Annotated in this window: 16 protein-coding genes and 2 pseudogenes; 3 read left to right on the top strand and 15 right to left on the bottom strand. The window is 38.7% G+C overall.

Annotated elements, in window-relative coordinates; genetic code table 11:
• Nucleotides 1–186: 186 nt before the first annotated feature.
• From HMPREF2984_RS08520 to HMPREF2984_RS08480, 9 genes are all read right to left on the bottom strand, one after another.
• Nucleotides 187–579 (bottom strand): DUF3021 domain-containing protein, encoded by a 393-nt coding sequence (locus tag HMPREF2984_RS08520; protein ID WP_070671104.1) that lies wholly within the window; start codon nt 577–579, stop codon nt 187–189.
• Nucleotides 580–591: 12 nt separating this feature from the next.
• Nucleotides 592–1029, bottom strand: coding sequence for a LytTR family DNA-binding domain-containing protein (locus HMPREF2984_RS08515; RefSeq protein WP_003030752.1), 438 nt, complete (start codon nt 1027–1029; stop codon nt 592–594).
• 43 nt (nt 1030–1072) lie between these two features.
• Entirely contained in the window at nt 1073–1936 is an 864-nt protein-coding gene (locus tag HMPREF2984_RS08510; RefSeq protein WP_070671102.1) for an ABC transporter permease, read from the bottom strand.
• A 1-nt stretch (nt 1937) separates the two neighbouring features.
• Nucleotides 1938–2804, bottom strand: a complete 867-nt coding sequence (locus HMPREF2984_RS08505) for an ABC transporter ATP-binding protein (protein WP_070671100.1) — start codon at nt 2802–2804, stop codon at nt 1938–1940.
• 152 nt (nt 2805–2956) lie between these two features.
• The gene (locus HMPREF2984_RS08500; RefSeq protein WP_070671098.1) at nt 2957–4933 is read right to left on the bottom strand and encodes an FtsX-like permease family protein; all 1977 of its coding nucleotides are present in this window, start codon (nt 4931–4933) and stop codon (nt 2957–2959) included.
• Nucleotides 4914–5693: an ABC transporter ATP-binding protein gene (locus HMPREF2984_RS08495; protein ID WP_022524390.1), complete on the bottom strand. Its 780-nt coding sequence runs from the start codon at nt 5691–5693 to the stop codon at nt 4914–4916. Before HMPREF2984_RS08495 ends, HMPREF2984_RS08500 begins: the two co-directional genes overlap by 20 nt.
• 202 nt (nt 5694–5895) lie before the next feature.
• Nucleotides 5896–6654, bottom strand: a complete 759-nt coding sequence (locus HMPREF2984_RS08490) for a TraX family protein (RefSeq protein ID WP_070671095.1) — start codon at nt 6652–6654, stop codon at nt 5896–5898.
• 122 nt (nt 6655–6776) lie between these two features.
• On the bottom strand, nt 6777–7757 hold the full coding sequence (locus tag HMPREF2984_RS08485) for a sensor histidine kinase (RefSeq protein ID WP_070671093.1): 981 nt from the start codon (nt 7755–7757) through the stop codon (nt 6777–6779).
• Entirely contained in the window at nt 7741–8427 is a 687-nt protein-coding gene (locus HMPREF2984_RS08480) for a response regulator transcription factor (protein ID WP_070671091.1), read from the bottom strand. The genes HMPREF2984_RS08485 and HMPREF2984_RS08480 overlap by 17 nt, the downstream gene beginning before the upstream one ends.
• A gap of 93 nt (nt 8428–8520) precedes the next feature.
• Here HMPREF2984_RS08480 and HMPREF2984_RS08475 point away from each other — a divergent pair, with 93 nt between their 5' ends.
• A complete protein-coding gene (locus HMPREF2984_RS08475) occupies nt 8521–9702 on the top strand; it encodes a DUF2974 domain-containing protein (RefSeq protein WP_070671089.1) in 1182 nt (393 codons plus the stop codon).
• Between the two features lie 437 nt (nt 9703–10139).
• On the opposite strand, the gene metG is transcribed toward HMPREF2984_RS08475, so the two are convergent.
• Nucleotides 10140–12134 (bottom strand): methionine--tRNA ligase, encoded by a 1995-nt coding sequence (gene metG / locus HMPREF2984_RS08470; protein ID WP_049533658.1) that lies wholly within the window; start codon nt 12132–12134, stop codon nt 10140–10142.
• A gap of 241 nt (nt 12135–12375) precedes the next feature.
• Between metG and HMPREF2984_RS08465 the strand changes: the two genes are divergently transcribed.
• Nucleotides 12376–12636 (top strand): SemiSWEET family transporter, encoded by a 261-nt coding sequence (locus HMPREF2984_RS08465; protein WP_003028309.1) that lies wholly within the window; start codon nt 12376–12378, stop codon nt 12634–12636.
• Nucleotides 12637–12998: 362 nt separating this feature from the next.
• On the opposite strand, the gene HMPREF2984_RS08460 is transcribed toward HMPREF2984_RS08465, so the two are convergent.
• From HMPREF2984_RS08460 to HMPREF2984_RS08440, 5 genes and pseudogenes are all read right to left on the bottom strand, one after another.
• The gene (locus HMPREF2984_RS08460) at nt 12999–13631 is read right to left on the bottom strand and encodes a DUF421 domain-containing protein (protein ID WP_003028311.1); all 633 of its coding nucleotides are present in this window, start codon (nt 13629–13631) and stop codon (nt 12999–13001) included.
• Nucleotides 13628–14083 carry a DUF3290 family protein gene (locus tag HMPREF2984_RS08455; protein ID WP_003028312.1) on the bottom strand — a complete coding sequence of 152 codons (456 nt, stop codon included), beginning with the start codon at nt 14081–14083 and terminating at the stop codon, nt 13628–13630. The genes HMPREF2984_RS08460 and HMPREF2984_RS08455 overlap by 4 nt, the downstream gene beginning before the upstream one ends.
• A 189-nt stretch (nt 14084–14272) precedes the next feature.
• Entirely contained in the window at nt 14273–14908 is a 636-nt protein-coding gene (locus HMPREF2984_RS08450; protein ID WP_049533666.1) for an SdpI family protein, read from the bottom strand.
• The gene (locus tag HMPREF2984_RS08445) at nt 14895–15176 is read right to left on the bottom strand and encodes an autorepressor SdpR family transcription factor (RefSeq protein WP_049533669.1); all 282 of its coding nucleotides are present in this window, start codon (nt 15174–15176) and stop codon (nt 14895–14897) included. The genes HMPREF2984_RS08450 and HMPREF2984_RS08445 overlap by 14 nt, the downstream gene beginning before the upstream one ends.
• Nucleotides 15163–15513 (bottom strand): annotated as a pseudogene (locus HMPREF2984_RS08440) (CPBP family glutamic-type intramembrane protease); the annotation flags it as partial. The pseudogene HMPREF2984_RS08440 and the gene HMPREF2984_RS08445, both read right to left, overlap by 14 nt.
• On the opposite strand from HMPREF2984_RS08440, the pseudogene HMPREF2984_RS09525 reads away from it, so the two are divergent.
• Nucleotides 15496–16166, top strand: a pseudogene (locus HMPREF2984_RS09525) (transposase); the annotation flags it as partial. The pseudogenes HMPREF2984_RS08440 and HMPREF2984_RS09525 overlap by 18 nt on opposite strands.
• Between the last annotated feature and the right edge of the window lie 71 nt (nt 16167–16237).

Genomic DNA, 16237 nt, shown 5'->3' with positions numbered 1-16237 from the left:
TTACTTTAATAAAATTGCTTTCATGCTCTTTCTCCTTTATTTTCTTTACACTTATATCATACAAAAATCGCTAAACAGCTGCCATAACATAACCTTTCATTTGAGCCTTAAAAACTTACATTTTTGTAAGAAAAAAGGCTTGGACAAATGTGTCCCAGCCCTTTGGATATAACTACAAGACCTAAGCTATTCTTTTGCACGATTTCTGAGTGCTTCATTGATTTTCTTTGTTTTTAGATAAATATCTAAGCGAACAAATAGCCCAATTAAAATATAAATAACAATGAAATCTAGCCAAAATTCAGCTCGCACAAGATTGAAGGCCCAGCCATTATAAATCATCATCACACAAACTACAATTAAAGTTAGGCAAAAATGAATCGTTAACTGTAGCAAATAAGAAAAACGTTCAATTTCAAACAGCAAGGAAAACAAGCCAATCAAAGCACTCATTATCAAGATACTGATGATATTAGCGGTTGTCGCTTGGGATTCTTGGATCTGAATAGCTAAGACAAGTAAATAAGCTAAGGAACCAGTGCGCAGACCTGCTAGCATAGACACTACAATTTTTTTCATGTTTGTTCCTTTCTACAAACCGAGATAATCCATCAACAATCTGACGTATTTTCGACTGACACTTGACTTAATTTTGTTTGTCAATCTAGCCGTCATATTCCCTGAAAAGCTATCCGATAATGATAACAAATGGTCAATATTGATGACAGCGTGTTTTGAAATTTGAATAAAGTTCTTACGATTAACCCGACTTTGAAAATGTGTGAGTGTTTCGGTCGTCGCATAGATACCATCCACACAATACACCATCAATGTTGTCTGATTGATGTCTGCCAAAATAATCTGATCCGTCTTTACCATGACAATTTTATCATCTGTTTTAATGGGAATAGCATTCACATAAGACGACTTGTACTGATGTAAATATTCAAAAATTTCTTTGGCTTCAGCTTCTAACTCGTCCGCTTGAATCACAACAAGTGGATCATTTGAAGGAATGGTTGGATTCATTTTGAATTTAGTCTGCAAAAAATTTCTCTAACTTTCTATCAATTTAAGCAGTTTTAGTCCACCGATTGGTAGCAAGCTGTTGGATTGTCCAAATGACAAGCAAGGTAACTAAAACTACTACAACTATATAGTATGTTTCTTTCATTGTCAATAGAGATTCCCACTTTAATTGAATGCCCATCATCTTTTCAAAATAATCTTGCGCTGCTGTATTATGATGAAAAGCAGTAGCTAAGCTATCTTTCATCATTACTTGTCTAAAGAGAGAAGCAATATATGTGGAGGGAGTACATTTCATTATCGTTTGAGCAAATGACGGAAGAACCCCTATTGGAATATAGGTTCCAACTAAGAAACCAGAGGCAGCTCCGATAATCGTTGCTAGCTTTCCAAGCGTATCTACTGATTTGAAGTGATTCACAAGAATACCATTGAAAATCGAACATAAGAGTGCATTGAGCACCATAATAAGGAGGATTTGAGGAAGCAAAGTCAAATCAACGACAATCTGATCGTCCCAGATAAAGTAGCCTTCCATGACAGTAAACATGATGATCTGCATCAAAAATCCAATGATGGCAGTACTCAGAAGGTAACTGATAGACAAGCCCCAGCGTCCCAAATCTGTCAGAACTAGGTCTTGTGTTACGTTACTTTCTCTATCTTTCGCTAGTTGGGAAAAACTCGAAAAGGTTGTGGTTAACCCTGTAATGGCAAGCGTTCCACCAATCAACCACGAATCCAATAACTGATTGGTATGAGGGACTTGACTCCAAGAGGTCTTGATATTTGCTTTCAAAAAAACTAAGTACAATATAAAGGAAATCATGGCTCCAAGAAGGGATAAAACCACTCCACTACGATTACGAAAATATAGTAAAAAATTTCTTTTAATGATTATTATCATTTTAACGTACCTCTCTTCCTGTCAACGCCATAAAAGCATCGTCCATTGTTCCTGGTCGAAATTCAAATTGTCGAATAAAAGAGCGACCACACGTTAGAATCTCTAAAGCCTTTTCTGTCGTTTCTGGGTGAATCAACAGTTCATTCACTCTTACTTCCTCAAAAGGAATCTCTTCCTTCAAAATTTCTTTAAAATCAGCAGTATCGGTCACGAATACCTTGAGAAAATTCTGAGCATACTGCTCTTTAATCCGATTAGCAGAGCCTTTAGCAATCACTTGACCGTGATCCACAATATAAATCATATCTGCATCATCTGCTTCATCTAAATAATGAGTGGTTAAGATAACCGTCATCTTCTCTTTTATTTGCAACTGGTGAATCAGCTCCCAAATGGCTTTCCTAGTTTGAATATCTAAACCCGTAGTTGGTTCATCAAGAAAGAGAATATCTGGGCTATTCAGCAGAGCACGGGCAATATCCACTCGTCGTTTTTGTCCACCTGATAAAGTCCCATATAATTGCGTTGAGAAATTTTGCAATCCCAATTGATTCACTAAGTTATCAACTTTTCCTTTATCAATATCCTTATATTGACCTGCTCTGATTTCTAAATTTTCTTGCACCGTTAGCATATCATCTAAAACACTGTTTTGGAAAACAACACCTAATTTAATGGGGTTATCATACAGTATCTCTCCTGCCGTAGGTTGCAAAAGCCCTGTCAACATTTGAATCGTTGTAGACTTTCCAGCACCATTTGGTCCTAAAATAGCGGTAAAACTTCCTGTTTCAATCTGAAGATTCAAATCATTCACAGCTTGCTTATTATCATAGACTTTGCTAAGATGGCGTGTTTCTAGTAGCATAACGTTCCTCCAATAATTTATTTTACGAACTTATCATACTCCTCACTTTTAAAAAAATCTCGCACTTTTGGATAAGAGGTTCTACTAACTAGATAAGAAGTCAGATTTACAAGATAAAAACCACTCGCCAAAAGACGAATGGTTCAAAATACTTATCGTGCTACAATCTTTTGGTAGCTTCTGGAGGTTATCACAAACACTAAGATGTAAACTAAGAGGAAGACACCGCAAGTGGCTATTGTTGTTTGAATGAGTAACGGCACATTTGTTGCACCTAAGAGAGCTACAATCAGCTGCAACATATGAAAAGCAACAGCGATATGAAGAAAGGCAAAGATAAGTGGTAAGAAGAAAACTGTTAAAATTTGTTTGCGAATCGTTGCTTTCGTTTGCTTCTCATCCAGTCCGACTTTCTGCAAAATGATAAATCCTTCACGATCTTCATAACCTTCTGAAATTTGTTTGTAATAAATCACAAGAACTGTCCCAAGCAGGAAAATCGTAGAAAGGAAAATTCCGATAAATAGAAGAGTCCCAATCACACCCTGATATTCTTTTTCAATGTGATAACGCTCAGAAAGACTGATATTGCCACTTTCCTGACCTTGTTGCTGAAGAGCATTGAAAATACTTTCTTGGAGATCAACCTGTTTATTGGAAGATTGGATACCGATGTAGTAAGTATAGAAAGATTTCAGACCGACTTGACTGGGATTATTGACAACCATATACATGTTTTTTTCTGATACCATACCAGATGTATTGACAATCTTGCCATGTGCAAAATCCGTTGTCAAATACTCTTTGATATTCCACAATTTTCCATTGATGGTAAGAGCTTGCTTTTGATTGATTTGAAGATTTTTTGCATATAGAAGTGCTTCATTATCAGCCAAATCAACGGTTTTTCCTGTCATTTTTTCGTACTCTTGACGACTGATGACAAGGAGAGGAGCAATCATATTTTGAACTTCTTCTACACTTAGTCCATCCGTCGTTTCGGCAATAGTCAGCTGATTGCCATTGATTTTTGAAATCATAGAAAATTGATAACTATAATTTTCATACTTGGCATCTGTCAAGCCTTTTTCCCGTGCTACTTCTTTGACTGCTTGTAAAATTGCTGCATTTTTATCCGTCTTTGCGCTTGTAACCATGATATTATAATCCTTTGGATACAAAGTTGTCAGATAGTCTTTCCCACCCACATAGATATTAATAGAGCCAACCAAGGTCACCAGTAGCATGGTTGAAAGGATTGAAATCGTAGCTAAGCCTGCAGCATTCTTACGCATACGAGAAATCAAATTAGAAACAGAAATAAAATTCTGCGTTTTATAATAGTACTTCTTTCTTTTCTTTAAAAATTGCAAAAGCGTAATCGTTCCAGCGTTAAAGAGGAGGTAGGTTGCTAAAACGACCATGAGAACTGCGATAAAAAAATTCAAAATCGCAGCAACTGGTTTCTCAACTGTGAGTGCGATATAATAAGCCGCAGCCAGAAATCCTAACCCCACAAGTGTCTGTAAGCCAAGAAATCGTCCTTTTTTCTCCCCAGCCTTCTTTTCTCTCATCAAATGAAGCGAGCTGTAACGAAGCAGGCGCGTGGAATTTAAAAAGAGAATTAGCGCAAAAGCCACACCCAGACTAGCTAAAACGGTGAAGATATTCGACCATTGGAAAGTTGAGGCAATCACTACTTTCATTCCCATAAATTTCAGTAAAACTGCAAAAAGCAATTTGTCTAAAAGAAAACCCAAGCCAATTCCAAGTCCGACAGTCACTAAGAAAAAGTAAAGCATTTCAAAGAAAGTCATCAGCAGCATGTGCCGCTTCTCCATTCCTAAGATACTGTACAAACCAAGCTCCCGTGAGCGATTCTTCATGACAAAACTATTGGCATAGGTGATAAGGATAAGAACTGCAATCTGAACGACCCAAATCCCAAATTGCAGGGTCATACGAGCCGCCGAACCGCCGTAACTAGCTTCTAGATTTGGACTGTAAGCGAGCGATACGAAACTATACAAAATCGCTGTTGCCACAATCGTTGCTAGAGCAAATGGATAATACAGACTGCGATTTTTTATCAGGTTTGAGACTGCTAATTTATTCGTTAGTTTGAACATAACCACTCACCTCACTTGCCATAACCGTTAAGGTATCTGAAATTTCTTGGAACATCTGCCGCTCTGTTTTATCGCCTCGGAAAATTTGATTGTACAAAATTCCGTCCTTGATGAACAGTACTCGCTTAGCTCGGCTTGCCGCCGAAGTCGAGTGCGTTACCATAAGAATCGTCTGTCCGCGGTCATTGATGTCATCAAATACATCTAAAAGCGCCGCAGAAGACTTAGAATCGAGCGCCCCTGTTGGCTCGTCTGCCAGCAAAATTTCTGGATTGGTGATAATAGCACGCGCTACTGCCACCCGCTGCTTTTGACCACCGGAAATTTCATAGGGGAATTTTTCCTGCAATTGGTTAATCCCCAGTTCATTACAAGTAGTAACCAACTTTTGCATCATTTCTGTAATCGGTCGGCGTGACAGAACGAGCGGCAAGAGGATATTGTCCTTGACCGAGAGCGTGTCTAACAGGTTGAAATCTTGAAAAACGAAACCTAATTTTTCCCGACGGAAGCTCGAAGCTTGACTGTTTTTAATCATCGCTGTATCCGTGCCATTGAGAAAGACGCGTCCTTCGGTTGGCTTGTCTAGCATGGCAAGAATGTTGAGCAGAGTGGATTTCCCAGACCCCGACTCACCCATGATAGCGACATAATCACCTTTGTCCACCGTAAAATGAATGTCTTTCAGTGCTTCTACTTGGTTGCCTTGAAAGCGAGTTTTGTAAATTTTCTTCACATGTTGTACGTCTAATAGTGTCATCATTTTCTCCTTTTAAAATCCAAAATATAACTGTTGCGCTGATTGACTCACTTCATAGCCAAATTGCGCTTTTTCAATATCTTTTAACACTTGGTTGAAGCAATTGCTTGTCTTGTTTCAATAAAATTTTACCATATTTATCCTCAGCTTTCTTTTTCCAATCTTCCTATTGTAGCCAATTCATCATCGTCCAATTTTTCATCTACTTGTGTACGAGGTAAGCGATACATGTAATCAACCATAAATGTGCTGGATAAAAGATATAAAAGAAATACTTGCTCCACTTGGTCGCAGGACCGCGCTCACCATTATAAAGTGAAATGAAAGGCAGTACTGTAATAAAGAGCCAATCTGAATTATAAAACATCATTAACAGCGTGTCACTCCATGACGGATAAATCTGAATACTCATACAAAATAGGACAACCGTTAAAATACCATACAGAAGATTGCGTAGGTTTTTCTTTTCCCTGCAAGTATAGGTAATCAACATAAATGGAATAATGACCATACCACCTTCTATCACAAAACCAGCAAGCAAGCAAACAACAATGCCTAAGATAAAGCGAATAGGCTGGCGTTTAATGTCAACTGGCTTGCTCGTTTGGTTTATGCCAAAAAAGATATTGAGGACAAGTACACCGCAAGCCAAGGTTAAGAAAATATTATTATATATCTGAACTCCTTTAGACTGAAACAGCAAATTGAGAATCGTATTTCCGACAAACATGATAGCTGACCATAAAAAGAGGCGTATATTATAAAGCAGACGACTTCGAGTATATAAGAAGCCTTCGACCGCTGCAAATGCAAACCAAACTGCTACGCAGCGTGTTAAAGCATGAAAAATGCTCGCCCATTCGCCTGACAGTAAGCCTGGTATTTTTTCAAGGTGATCAAAGACCATTAAAAAAGCCATTAAGAGCTTGAGCTGAAAAGCGTTCAATCCTTTTGTTTTCATGACTGTCTCCTCTGTTAAACATCATTCATTTTCTAAACTTATGATACAAAAAAAGAAAGGCTGCTACCATAACATAACCTTTCATTTTTAGAGGCTAACCTTACAATTTTGTAAGATTGCATTTATTCAAACAATAATTTCTTTTCTTTAAAAGTAATCATAATGGTTGTGCCCTCACCGACCACCGACTGCAAATGCAACTCATGCCCCAGTTCATCCGCAATTTTCTTAGATAAATAGAGTCCCAAACCGGATGACTGGTGCGTTAGACGCCCATTGTAGCCGGAAAAGCCACGCTCGAATACACGCAGAAGATCCGCATCCTGAATCCCTAAGCCAGTATCTTTCATATACAAGGTATCTTCCTTAAAGAAAATTTCAATACCACCTTGGCTGGTGTATTTGAGACTATTTGAGAGTACCTGTTCTAAAATGACGACAAACCATTTTTTATCTGTAATAATGGTGTGATTCAAATCATGCAAATTTAGACGAAGACCTTGCTGAATAAAGAAAATGGCATACTTTTTGACAACATCTTTGACCAAGTCTTCTATATTTTCTCTTTTCACGACTAAATCATCATGAAAACTTTCCAACCGCAGGTATTGCAAGACTAAGTTTGTATAAGAATCAATCTTAAACAGTTCTTGCTCTAACTGATTTTTCAGTGTCTGCTCTTGTAAATCCTCCACCAAGAGTTTGCTCGCAGCAATCGGCGTCTTGATCTGGTGCACCCAAAGTGTATAATAATCTAATAGATCACTCTGCTTTGCTTGATGCTGTAATTGCAGCTCTTTTTTGTCCTTTTCTAAAGTTTCGATTTTGGAGAAAAGTAATGTTTCCAAGGGAGTTTTTACTTGACTTTCTCCATATAAAACAGCGCGACGAAAAGTTTGATATTGTTTAACAAAGTCAAAGACGAATCCTATCAAGCTAACCAAGAGCAAGAGCAACATGACATACCGTAAAACAGCACGTTCACTTTCAAAAAGGTAAAAAAAAGCAAACAGTAGACTATAAAAAATAAGTAGCAACAAACATAAAAATTGACGCGAGCGGAAGTAATATTTGAAAAATAGACGCTTATTCTGATGATCCATTGGTTAATCCGTAGCCTATACCTTTCTTTGTTTCAATGAAATTCTTGAGACCGACTTCTTCTAATTTTTTCCGCAACCGTGCCACATTGACCGACAAGGTATTGTCATCAATGAAAAAATCACTATTCCAGAGCTCTTTCATCAGGTCATCACGCGCGACAATACTGCCAGAATGCTCAAACAGCACGCGCAAAATCTGAAATTCATTTTTGGTCAAGGTAATGACTTCACCTTCATAAACCATATCCATGGACTTGAGATTGAGAATAACTCCATGATATTCCAGTAAGCTTTGATCCGTTCCAAACTCATAAGACCGCCGCAACAATCCTTGCACTTTAGCAAGAAGGACATTATTGTCAAATGGTTTTGTGACAAAATCATCTCCACCCATATTGATTGCCATGACGATATCCATTGCTTGGTCTCTTGATGACAAAAACATAATGGGCACTTTAGAAATCTTGCGAATTTCTTGACACCAGTGGTATCCATTAAAGAGAGGCAAGCCGATGTCCATTAGCACTAGATGCGGCTCTTCCTTGACAAAACTCGTCAAGACTTGCATGAAATCCTCTACTGCAACCACTTCAAATCCCCATTGCTCCAGCATTTTTTTGACTTGTTGGCGAATGACGGCATCGTCTTCTACTAATAATATCTTGTGCATTCTATCCCTCATTTCCGCTTTCTTTCTCTATTATAACAAAGACTTGGGAAAATATGCTATACTAACAATAGATTTTCAGAAAAGAGAGCCTTTATGGGAAATATTTTTAACTATTTAGAAGATGTACAATACGACAGTATCTACAATCAGCCCTTTACAGAGCTGGATATTCTGCTTTTGACCGAGATTACGTATCTAAACTATGACACAATCGTCACGGACGGTCTTGACCTGCAAAAAGCCAGCCGTTTAACTGATGTGCCACAATATATGCCCCAAGAAAACTCCATGATGAATACCAAACACCGCTTGGCACTCTTGCAGCAGGCAGCAAGTGTCAAACGCTATAAGAACATCAAACTCTTAGGTTATGTGAATGATATTGACTTAGATGTGCAAAAACAATTTGCTGCTATGACTTATAAGATTGATTTGGATACCTTCGTCATTGCTTTTCGCGGAACGGATGATTCCATTATCGGTTGGAAAGAAGATTTTCACATGACTTATATGGAGCATGTCCCTGCGCAGCAAACTGCTGTACGCTACGTTCAAAAGGTCATGCAGGCATTTCCAACAGCCACCTTTATCTTGACCGGACATTCCAAAGGTGGTAATCTAGCGACTTATGCTAGCAGCCAAGTAGAGCCTTCTTTGCAAGATAGAATCAAGCAAATCTACAGTTTTGATGCTCCAGGATTAAACCATACGATTATTGAAACAGAGGGTTATCAAAGCATTGCTTCAAAAATCAAACGCTACATTCCTCAAGGCTCTATCGTCGGGATGATGCTGGAAACGCCTAAGCAAGCTCACATCGTTAAAAGCGTAGCCATTGGTGGAATTGCCCAGCATGACACTTTCTCTTGGCAAATTGAAAATGAGCACTTTGTCTTACTTGACACGCTCAACCCAGACAGCATTCAGACAGACAAAACTCTAAAAGAATGGGTGGAAACTGTTCCTGATGACGAGCTCAAAGATTTCTTTGATGTCTTTTTCGGTCTCATTTTAGACGCTCAGATTACGTCCATTGATGAATTTTTCCAACCCAACAGTATCAAGAAAGTGCTAACTATCGTCCAAAATGCCCACGCCCTTACCGAGCAAGAAAAAGAAATGCTGAACCGCTTAACTCGGCTCCTCATTTCAATCCGTTACCAAGCTTGGATTGATGATTTTAAAACACCCAACCCAGCCACTTTTATGACCGATATGCGGGGAAATTGGGCGAGCCTGACGGAGAGATTTTCATTTTTAAATAAAGATGAATAGTACATCATCATGTTTTATACTACAAAAGGGAGTCCTGTCTCACTCCCTTTTTTTAACTACTACTCAAATAGGTCGTCCGACCCTCGGATGAAGTAAATCTATTTTCGTGAAGGTTGTCCGACCCTCAGACGGAGCAAACTTCTTTTCAGGCAGGCTATCCGAGCCTCAGACGAAGTGAACCACTTTTCAGGCAGACTGTCCGACTCTCGGACGAAGTGAACTACTTTTTAGGCAGGCTATCTGACCCTCGGACGAAGTGAACTACTTTTTAGGAAAATTATCCGACCCTCAGACGTGGGGAAACAATTCTTAGATAAGCCGTTGATGTAGGTAATAGACTACCAATTTCTTTTATTCCATTGACCGGAACGATAAACAAAGCGAGGCTGAGACATTATTGTCCCAGGCTCATTTTTAATTCTAATCTTCCTGTGGGCTCACCCAATCAAGCTACCATTTGGTACATTTTGATCTACTGTGAGCAGAGTTAGTTGATTACCATATTCTGCTGAGAGGATCATGCCTTGGCTGATACGTCCCATCATCTTGCGTGGTTTGAGGTTCGCTACGATTTGGACTTTCTTGCCAACCAATTCTTGCTCGTTTGGATAGTATTTAGCAATCCCAGACAGAATTTGACGATCTTCGCCGTCTCCCGCATCCAAGCGGAATTGAAGCAATTTATCAGAACCTTCAACTTTAGAAACTTCTTTAACCTCTGCGACACGGAGTTCTACTTTGTCAAAATCGTCAAACTTGATTTCCTTGCGGTTGAGTTTGAGTTCTACTTCTTCTGGCTCCCATTCCTTTTCAATGGCTGGCTTATTAGCTTCCATTTGCTCCTTGATATAAGCAATTTCTTCTTCCATATCTAGACGTGGGAAGATTGGCGTGCCTTTGGCAACTACTTTGACACCTGTCGGAAGTCCTGCTAAATTTAGATTTTCTAGGTCAAAATCTGCCCCTAAACCAAGCTGTTCCATGATGGCATTTGATGTGGTCATCATAAATGGCTGAATGAGGTGAGCCACCACGCGCAGGCTGGCTGCCAAATGCGCCATAACCGCTGCTAAGTCATCACGTTTAGCTTCATCCTTAACCAATACCCACGGAGCTGTCTCATCAATGTATTTATTGGTACGAGAAATAATATTCCAAACCGCTTCAAGGGCGCGTGGATAATCCACAGCATTCATTTGTTTGTGGTAGATTGCGATATTTTCTACTACTACTGCTGCCAAGTCCGCATCAAATTCTGTCACATTCTCTTTATAAATCGGCACTTGACCGTCAAAATACTTGTTAATCATGGCAACCGTGCGGTTGAGGAGGTTACCGAGGTCATTGGCCAACTCATAATTAATGCGCCCAACATAATCTTCTGGCGTGAAGGTTCCGTCAGAACCGACCGGCAAACTGCGCATGAGATAATAGCGAAGCGGATCAAGTCCGTAGCGTTCAACCAACATTTCTGGGTAAACGACATTTCCTTTAGACTTGGACATCTTACCATCTTTCATGACAAACCAACCGTGGGCAATCAGACGCTCTGGCAATTTCATATCCAACATCATGAGCATAATCGGCCAATAAATGGAGTGGAAGCGCAGAATGTCTTTGCCAACCATGTGGAAGACTGTACCATTCCAGAACTTATCAAAGTTGGCATGGTCATCTTGACCATAACCAAGAGCTGTTGCATAGTTGAGAAGGGCATCAATCCATACGTAAACCACGTGCTTAGGATTGGAAGGTACCTTTACCCCCCAAGTAAATGAGGTACGCGATACAGCCAAATCTTCCAAGCCTGGCTCAATAAAGTTCTTGATAATTTCATTCATACGGCCATCAGGCTGAATAAAATCTGGATGGGCATGGAAAAATTCTACCAAACGGTCGGCATATTTACCCAAACGCAAGAAGTAAGATTCTTCTGAAACCCATTCCACTTCGTGACCTGACGGAGCAATTCCCCCTGTCACCTTGCCGTTTTCATCACGGAAGACCTCTTCTAACTGACTTTCTGTAAAGAATTCCTCATCCGAAACAGAATACCAACCAGAATACTCACCTAGATAAATATCATCTTGCGCCAGAAGACGTTCAAAAACATCTGCTACTACTTTTTCATGGTAATCATCCGTCGTACGGATAAATTTATCGTAAGAAATATCAAGAAGTTTCCAAAGTTCCTTAACACCAACTGCCATGCTGTCAACATAGGCTTGCGGTGTAATACCTGCTTCTTCCGCTTTCTGCTGAATCTTTTGACCGTGCTCATCAAGCCCTGTCAAATAAAAAACATCATAACCCATGAGACGTTTGTAACGAGCAAGGACATCGCAAGCAATGGTCGTATAAGCACTCCCAATATGGAGCTTACCGCTTGGATAGTAAATTGGCGTTGTAATATAAAAATTCTTTTCAGTCATAGCTTTTCCTTTCAAGGCAAATGAAACCTCATATTTGATAACACTTTATTATAACATATTACATAGTTTTTTAAATAAAAAATAGAGTTGATTTATGCTACACTCATAGTTATTAGTATATTATTCTTGCTTAAATTTTATGATTAGTATAAAATAGTGATATTGCATTAATTGTTTTACATTAATTTAGTTATAAATGAATTCTAGTTTTCTACACTACATTTTATGAGAAATTATATAAATGGACGAAAAACGAATGAAAATGATAGGATGGATGGCAACATTCATGTCTGTCATGATGTATGTATCTTATATACCACAAATTATGGATAATTTAGCTGGACATAAGGGAAACTTTATCCAACCTTTGGTAGCTGCAATTAACTGTAGCCTTTGGGTTTATTATGGTTTGTTTAAAAAAGAACGCGATTTACCACTTGCTGCTGCAAATGCTCCAGGTATTGTATTTGGATTTATTACTGTACTAACAGCAATGTTCTAACCCTGATTGAATTCTCTTACTGTCCTATCTGACAGTAAGGATTTTTGTTGACAGTTCTTACAAGAATAGAATTACAAACAAAAATTCTGATTTACTCAAAAGCAAAAGCTCTATCTGAATGGACTAGTCAGATAGAGCTTTATTTTTTATATTTGTACCATTTTAGAAAAAGATTTTTTAATATTCCTTTGCTATCTTTAATGCTATCTGTCTTTTAACTATAATTTCAACAGCAGCTTCATTTTTCACCTTTTTATTTCAAATAAGCTTCACAGCTCCTTTATCTTGATTTCTCTGCAAGATTCCTAGCAAAATCTCCTTTTCTATTTTTTGCTTTTATCTATTCAAAAAGGAAAATACTCTTAATACGTCACAACGCTCAAGTTACCACTTTCATATTCTGCGATGAAGATATTAGAAATATCAGTATAGCCTTCCTTAGCGAGCCTCTCGATTAACCATTCTTCTGTTTTGTCAATAGACTCTAAAATATCAATCTGGACAACACCGTCTGTGATAATGGGGTATTTCGGATTTTCTTCACCTGCCTGTACGACAATAAGCTGACCGTTTTGTTCCATGACTGCTCGTTTAACTTGCTTTAGTTGAAAAATTCCTTGACTACGCAACTTCAGAGCCACATCAGCCGCTGAAAGGCCAACGGAGCGGCAAGCTTCAGGGCTCAACTTCCCGTGCTGAATCAGGGTAGTCGGTTTACCATCAATCAAATGCTTGACTGCCCGAACATTGTTATTGAGCCATTTTAGAGTCAAGACCAAGATCGTCCACATAATGAGGATGATCGCATACTGGAGAATGTTAATAGAACTATTGTAAATCACCCCACCAATAATACCACCTAGAACATAATTTTGAATCTGGTCGATCGCGGAATTAGGTGCCAGATTTCCTTTTCCTGTCACATTGATAACAAACACGAGTGAAAACAGCCCCAACGCTAATTTAATCAAGATTTCAAGAAAATTCAATGTCATTTTTTAACCTCCACTAATTTGATATCTGTTGTCTTACGCAATTTAATTTTTTCCAGTAAGTACTTATCTGGCTCACTGCCACTCATAGCTCGATAAAAATCTTTTCCAACTTTTAAAATTGCTCCATCCGTCGCAGCTGAAGTGTTAACATAAACCTCTGACTTATCTACTCCCAAATCTTTTGAAATAACTTCAATAAAATGAAGAGAAGTTTGGAACTGGTTATTAGAGGCTTGATTGGTCTGAAAAGTGCTAATCCCAATCAGAACGATAGCAATCAAAGACAAAATGGAGATAATCGCCAATTCACGAAATTTCGAATCGCGCTTATTTCGATAAGCCTTAAAAGCAAAAAAACCTGTCACAAGTAACAACAAAATAGAAAGTCCAACCGTCACCCAGTTTTGCTGCCTGATTTGACTCAAAACATAATCATAAGAATAAAATTTCATTTTTTCTCCCTCTATTTTCTCGGCCTATTCTAGAAAATTTTTCAATATTTTTCAATATTTCTAGAAATCGTATTTTAACAAGATAATAGGAGCGAGACAAAAATCAGCAACTTAAAGAGTTCAATTTTGTCGTCCCGCTCCCACAACGATAATTAGACTAAAAAAGTTTCAAGCTAAACAGCAAATGAATCAGTGTATCCTTTTAGATAACCAGTAAGAATAAATCATTGGCACTCTAATCATAATGATTAGAGTAAAAACAAGCACGAACGTAACTGCAATCTGAACGAAACCATTAAAGAAAATGATAATACCACCAATCACCCAAATTTTACCAGCCAGGCGGTGTGTTCGTATCCAATTATCATCATTATCCAAAGTCCATGGGAAACGTATACCAACCGTATAATTGCGACGAGTTTTTGGCATGTAATTCCCAATAGCAATAAATAGAACTCCTAAAAACATACCATTCATCAAAGCATGATTAACTGCATAACCCAAGGCTTGCGCGTAAATAGCTGTCATGACTAAACAAGATGTCAAAGGAATAATCCAATAAACCAGATGCCACATTTTCAAGCTAATATTCTTAGATTTAGGATCCTTGCTAGTCACAAATAAACAAAACCAATGTATAAGCAGCAGAAAACTAGGAATACCAAAAACTGTAAACCCTCGACTACTGAATCCATTTACTTGATTCGAAAAATCAAAATGCGTTGCCATCGTTTCTGGTAGCCGATCCCAAAAGAAACAACCCACAAGCACAGGCAACAGAATCATAACAGTTGTTAGTCCTAATATTTTTTTATTCATTTTCATCTCTTTTACTTCCTTTCAAGTCTGCTAACCACACCATCATATCCTCCAACACAGACGTATTGAGTTCATAGTAAATAAAGTTTTTCTCCCGTGTTTCCACAACCAAATCCGCCTGCTTCAAGACATTGAGGTGGTGCGAAATGGTGGCTCCTGTCAATTCAAACTGGTCTGCTATTTCCCCAGCAGACATCTTGTCCATTTTTAACAAATCTAAAATCTCTCGTCTCACAGGATGAGATAGGGCCTTGAAGGTATTAGTAAAACTCATGAGTTTCCCTCTTTTCTTTTTGTAAAATGGCTAGCGCTAAACACAAGAAAGGTAAAACTGCCAGAAGTCCTGTGGGTGTCGGACCTAGAATACGCAAGGCTAATGCTTTTTCTGTTGGCAATTGAAATAAAAGACCCACGCCAACAATGGCATTAACAGCACCGTGCAAGAGTGCTGGAGCCCAGATAGAATTCGTCTTTTCCATCACCCAACTTAATAAAACGCCTAAACTAAAACAAAAAACAAACATTGCAAGCGATCCCAGCCAAGGATATGCAAAATAAGTTAGTCCATAATTATATCCCTGCAAATTAATCGGCAGATGGCCAAATACGACTTCCAGAAACCTTCTAAAATCCCTTATCTGGAAACAGCGGGATACAAAACCCTTATCCGACTCAAAAAGCGGCGCTTTCGCTGTAAGAACTGTGGAAAAATGGCTGTCGCCGAAACCTCCCTCGTCCAGAAAAATCACCAGATTGCCTCTGCAGTCAAACAGAAAATCGCTCAATTACTGGTTGAGAAACAAGCCATGACCGATATTGCCCACAGGCTCTCGATCTCAACTTCAACCGTCATTCGCAAGCTCAAGGAATTCAAATTTGAAACCAACTGGCAGAGACTGCCAGAAATCATGAGCTGGGATGAGTATAGCTTCAAGAAAGGGAAGATGAGCTTTACCAGCTTCTGCTCTTTCACTTTCAGGAAAAGCAAGCTAATCATTTCTTCGATCTGATTGAGGAGGTTATTTCTGATGTTCACCCAATTTTTCAAACCGTCTTTCGGACTTTCCTGAAGGACAGAGACAAGATTCTCAATGCCTTGGAACTGCCCTACTCCAACGCCAAGCTGGAAGCGACTAACAATCTCATCAAGGTCATTAAGCGAAACGCTTTTGGATTCAGGAACTTTGACAACTTTAAGAAACGCATTCTCATCGCTTTGAACATCAAAAGAGAGAGAACGAATCTCGTCCTCTCTCAATCTTAGCTTTTCATCAACCCACTACAGTTGACAAAGAGCCTGCTTTTTTTGATAGAATCGAGACATTATTGTCCCAG

Source organism: Streptococcus sp. HMSC066E07, assembly GCF_001814695.1.
Lineage (GTDB): Bacteria > Bacillota > Bacilli > Lactobacillales > Streptococcaceae > Streptococcus > Streptococcus hominis.
The sequence above is the reverse complement of the archived record's forward strand: the minus strand, read 5'-3'. Positions and strand labels throughout refer to the sequence as shown.

Coding starts and splice junctions, on each gene's coding strand:
- HMPREF2984_RS08520 (WP_070671104.1), bottom strand. CDS start 579: ATGAAAAAAATTGTAGTGTCTATGCTAGCAGGTCTGCGCACTGGTTCC.
- HMPREF2984_RS08515 (WP_003030752.1), bottom strand. CDS start 1,029: ATGAATCCAACCATTCCTTCAAATGATCCACTTGTTGTGATTCAAGCG.
- HMPREF2984_RS08510 (WP_070671102.1), bottom strand. CDS start 1,936: ATGATAATAATCATTAAAAGAAATTTTTTACTATATTTTCGTAATCGT.
- HMPREF2984_RS08505 (WP_070671100.1), bottom strand. CDS start 2,804: ATGCTACTAGAAACACGCCATCTTAGCAAAGTCTATGATAATAAGCAA.
- HMPREF2984_RS08500 (WP_070671098.1), bottom strand. CDS start 4,933: ATGTTCAAACTAACGAATAAATTAGCAGTCTCAAACCTGATAAAAAAT.
- HMPREF2984_RS08495 (WP_022524390.1), bottom strand. CDS start 5,693: ATGACACTATTAGACGTACAACATGTGAAGAAAATTTACAAAACTCGC.
- HMPREF2984_RS08490 (WP_070671095.1), bottom strand. CDS start 6,654: ATGAAAACAAAAGGATTGAACGCTTTTCAGCTCAAGCTCTTAATGGCT.
- HMPREF2984_RS08485 (WP_070671093.1), bottom strand. CDS start 7,757: ATGGATCATCAGAATAAGCGTCTATTTTTCAAATATTACTTCCGCTCG.
- HMPREF2984_RS08480 (WP_070671091.1), bottom strand. CDS start 8,427: ATGCACAAGATATTATTAGTAGAAGACGATGCCGTCATTCGCCAACAA.
- HMPREF2984_RS08475 (WP_070671089.1), top strand. CDS start 8,521: ATGGGAAATATTTTTAACTATTTAGAAGATGTACAATACGACAGTATC.
- metG (WP_049533658.1), bottom strand. CDS start 12,134: ATGACTGAAAAGAATTTTTATATTACAACGCCAATTTACTATCCAAGC.
- HMPREF2984_RS08465 (WP_003028309.1), top strand. CDS start 12,376: ATGGACGAAAAACGAATGAAAATGATAGGATGGATGGCAACATTCATG.
- HMPREF2984_RS08460 (WP_003028311.1), bottom strand. CDS start 13,631: ATGACATTGAATTTTCTTGAAATCTTGATTAAATTAGCGTTGGGGCTG.
- HMPREF2984_RS08455 (WP_003028312.1), bottom strand. CDS start 14,083: ATGAAATTTTATTCTTATGATTATGTTTTGAGTCAAATCAGGCAGCAA.
- HMPREF2984_RS08450 (WP_049533666.1), bottom strand. CDS start 14,908: ATGAAAATGAATAAAAAAATATTAGGACTAACAACTGTTATGATTCTG.
- HMPREF2984_RS08445 (WP_049533669.1), bottom strand. CDS start 15,176: ATGAGTTTTACTAATACCTTCAAGGCCCTATCTCATCCTGTGAGACGA.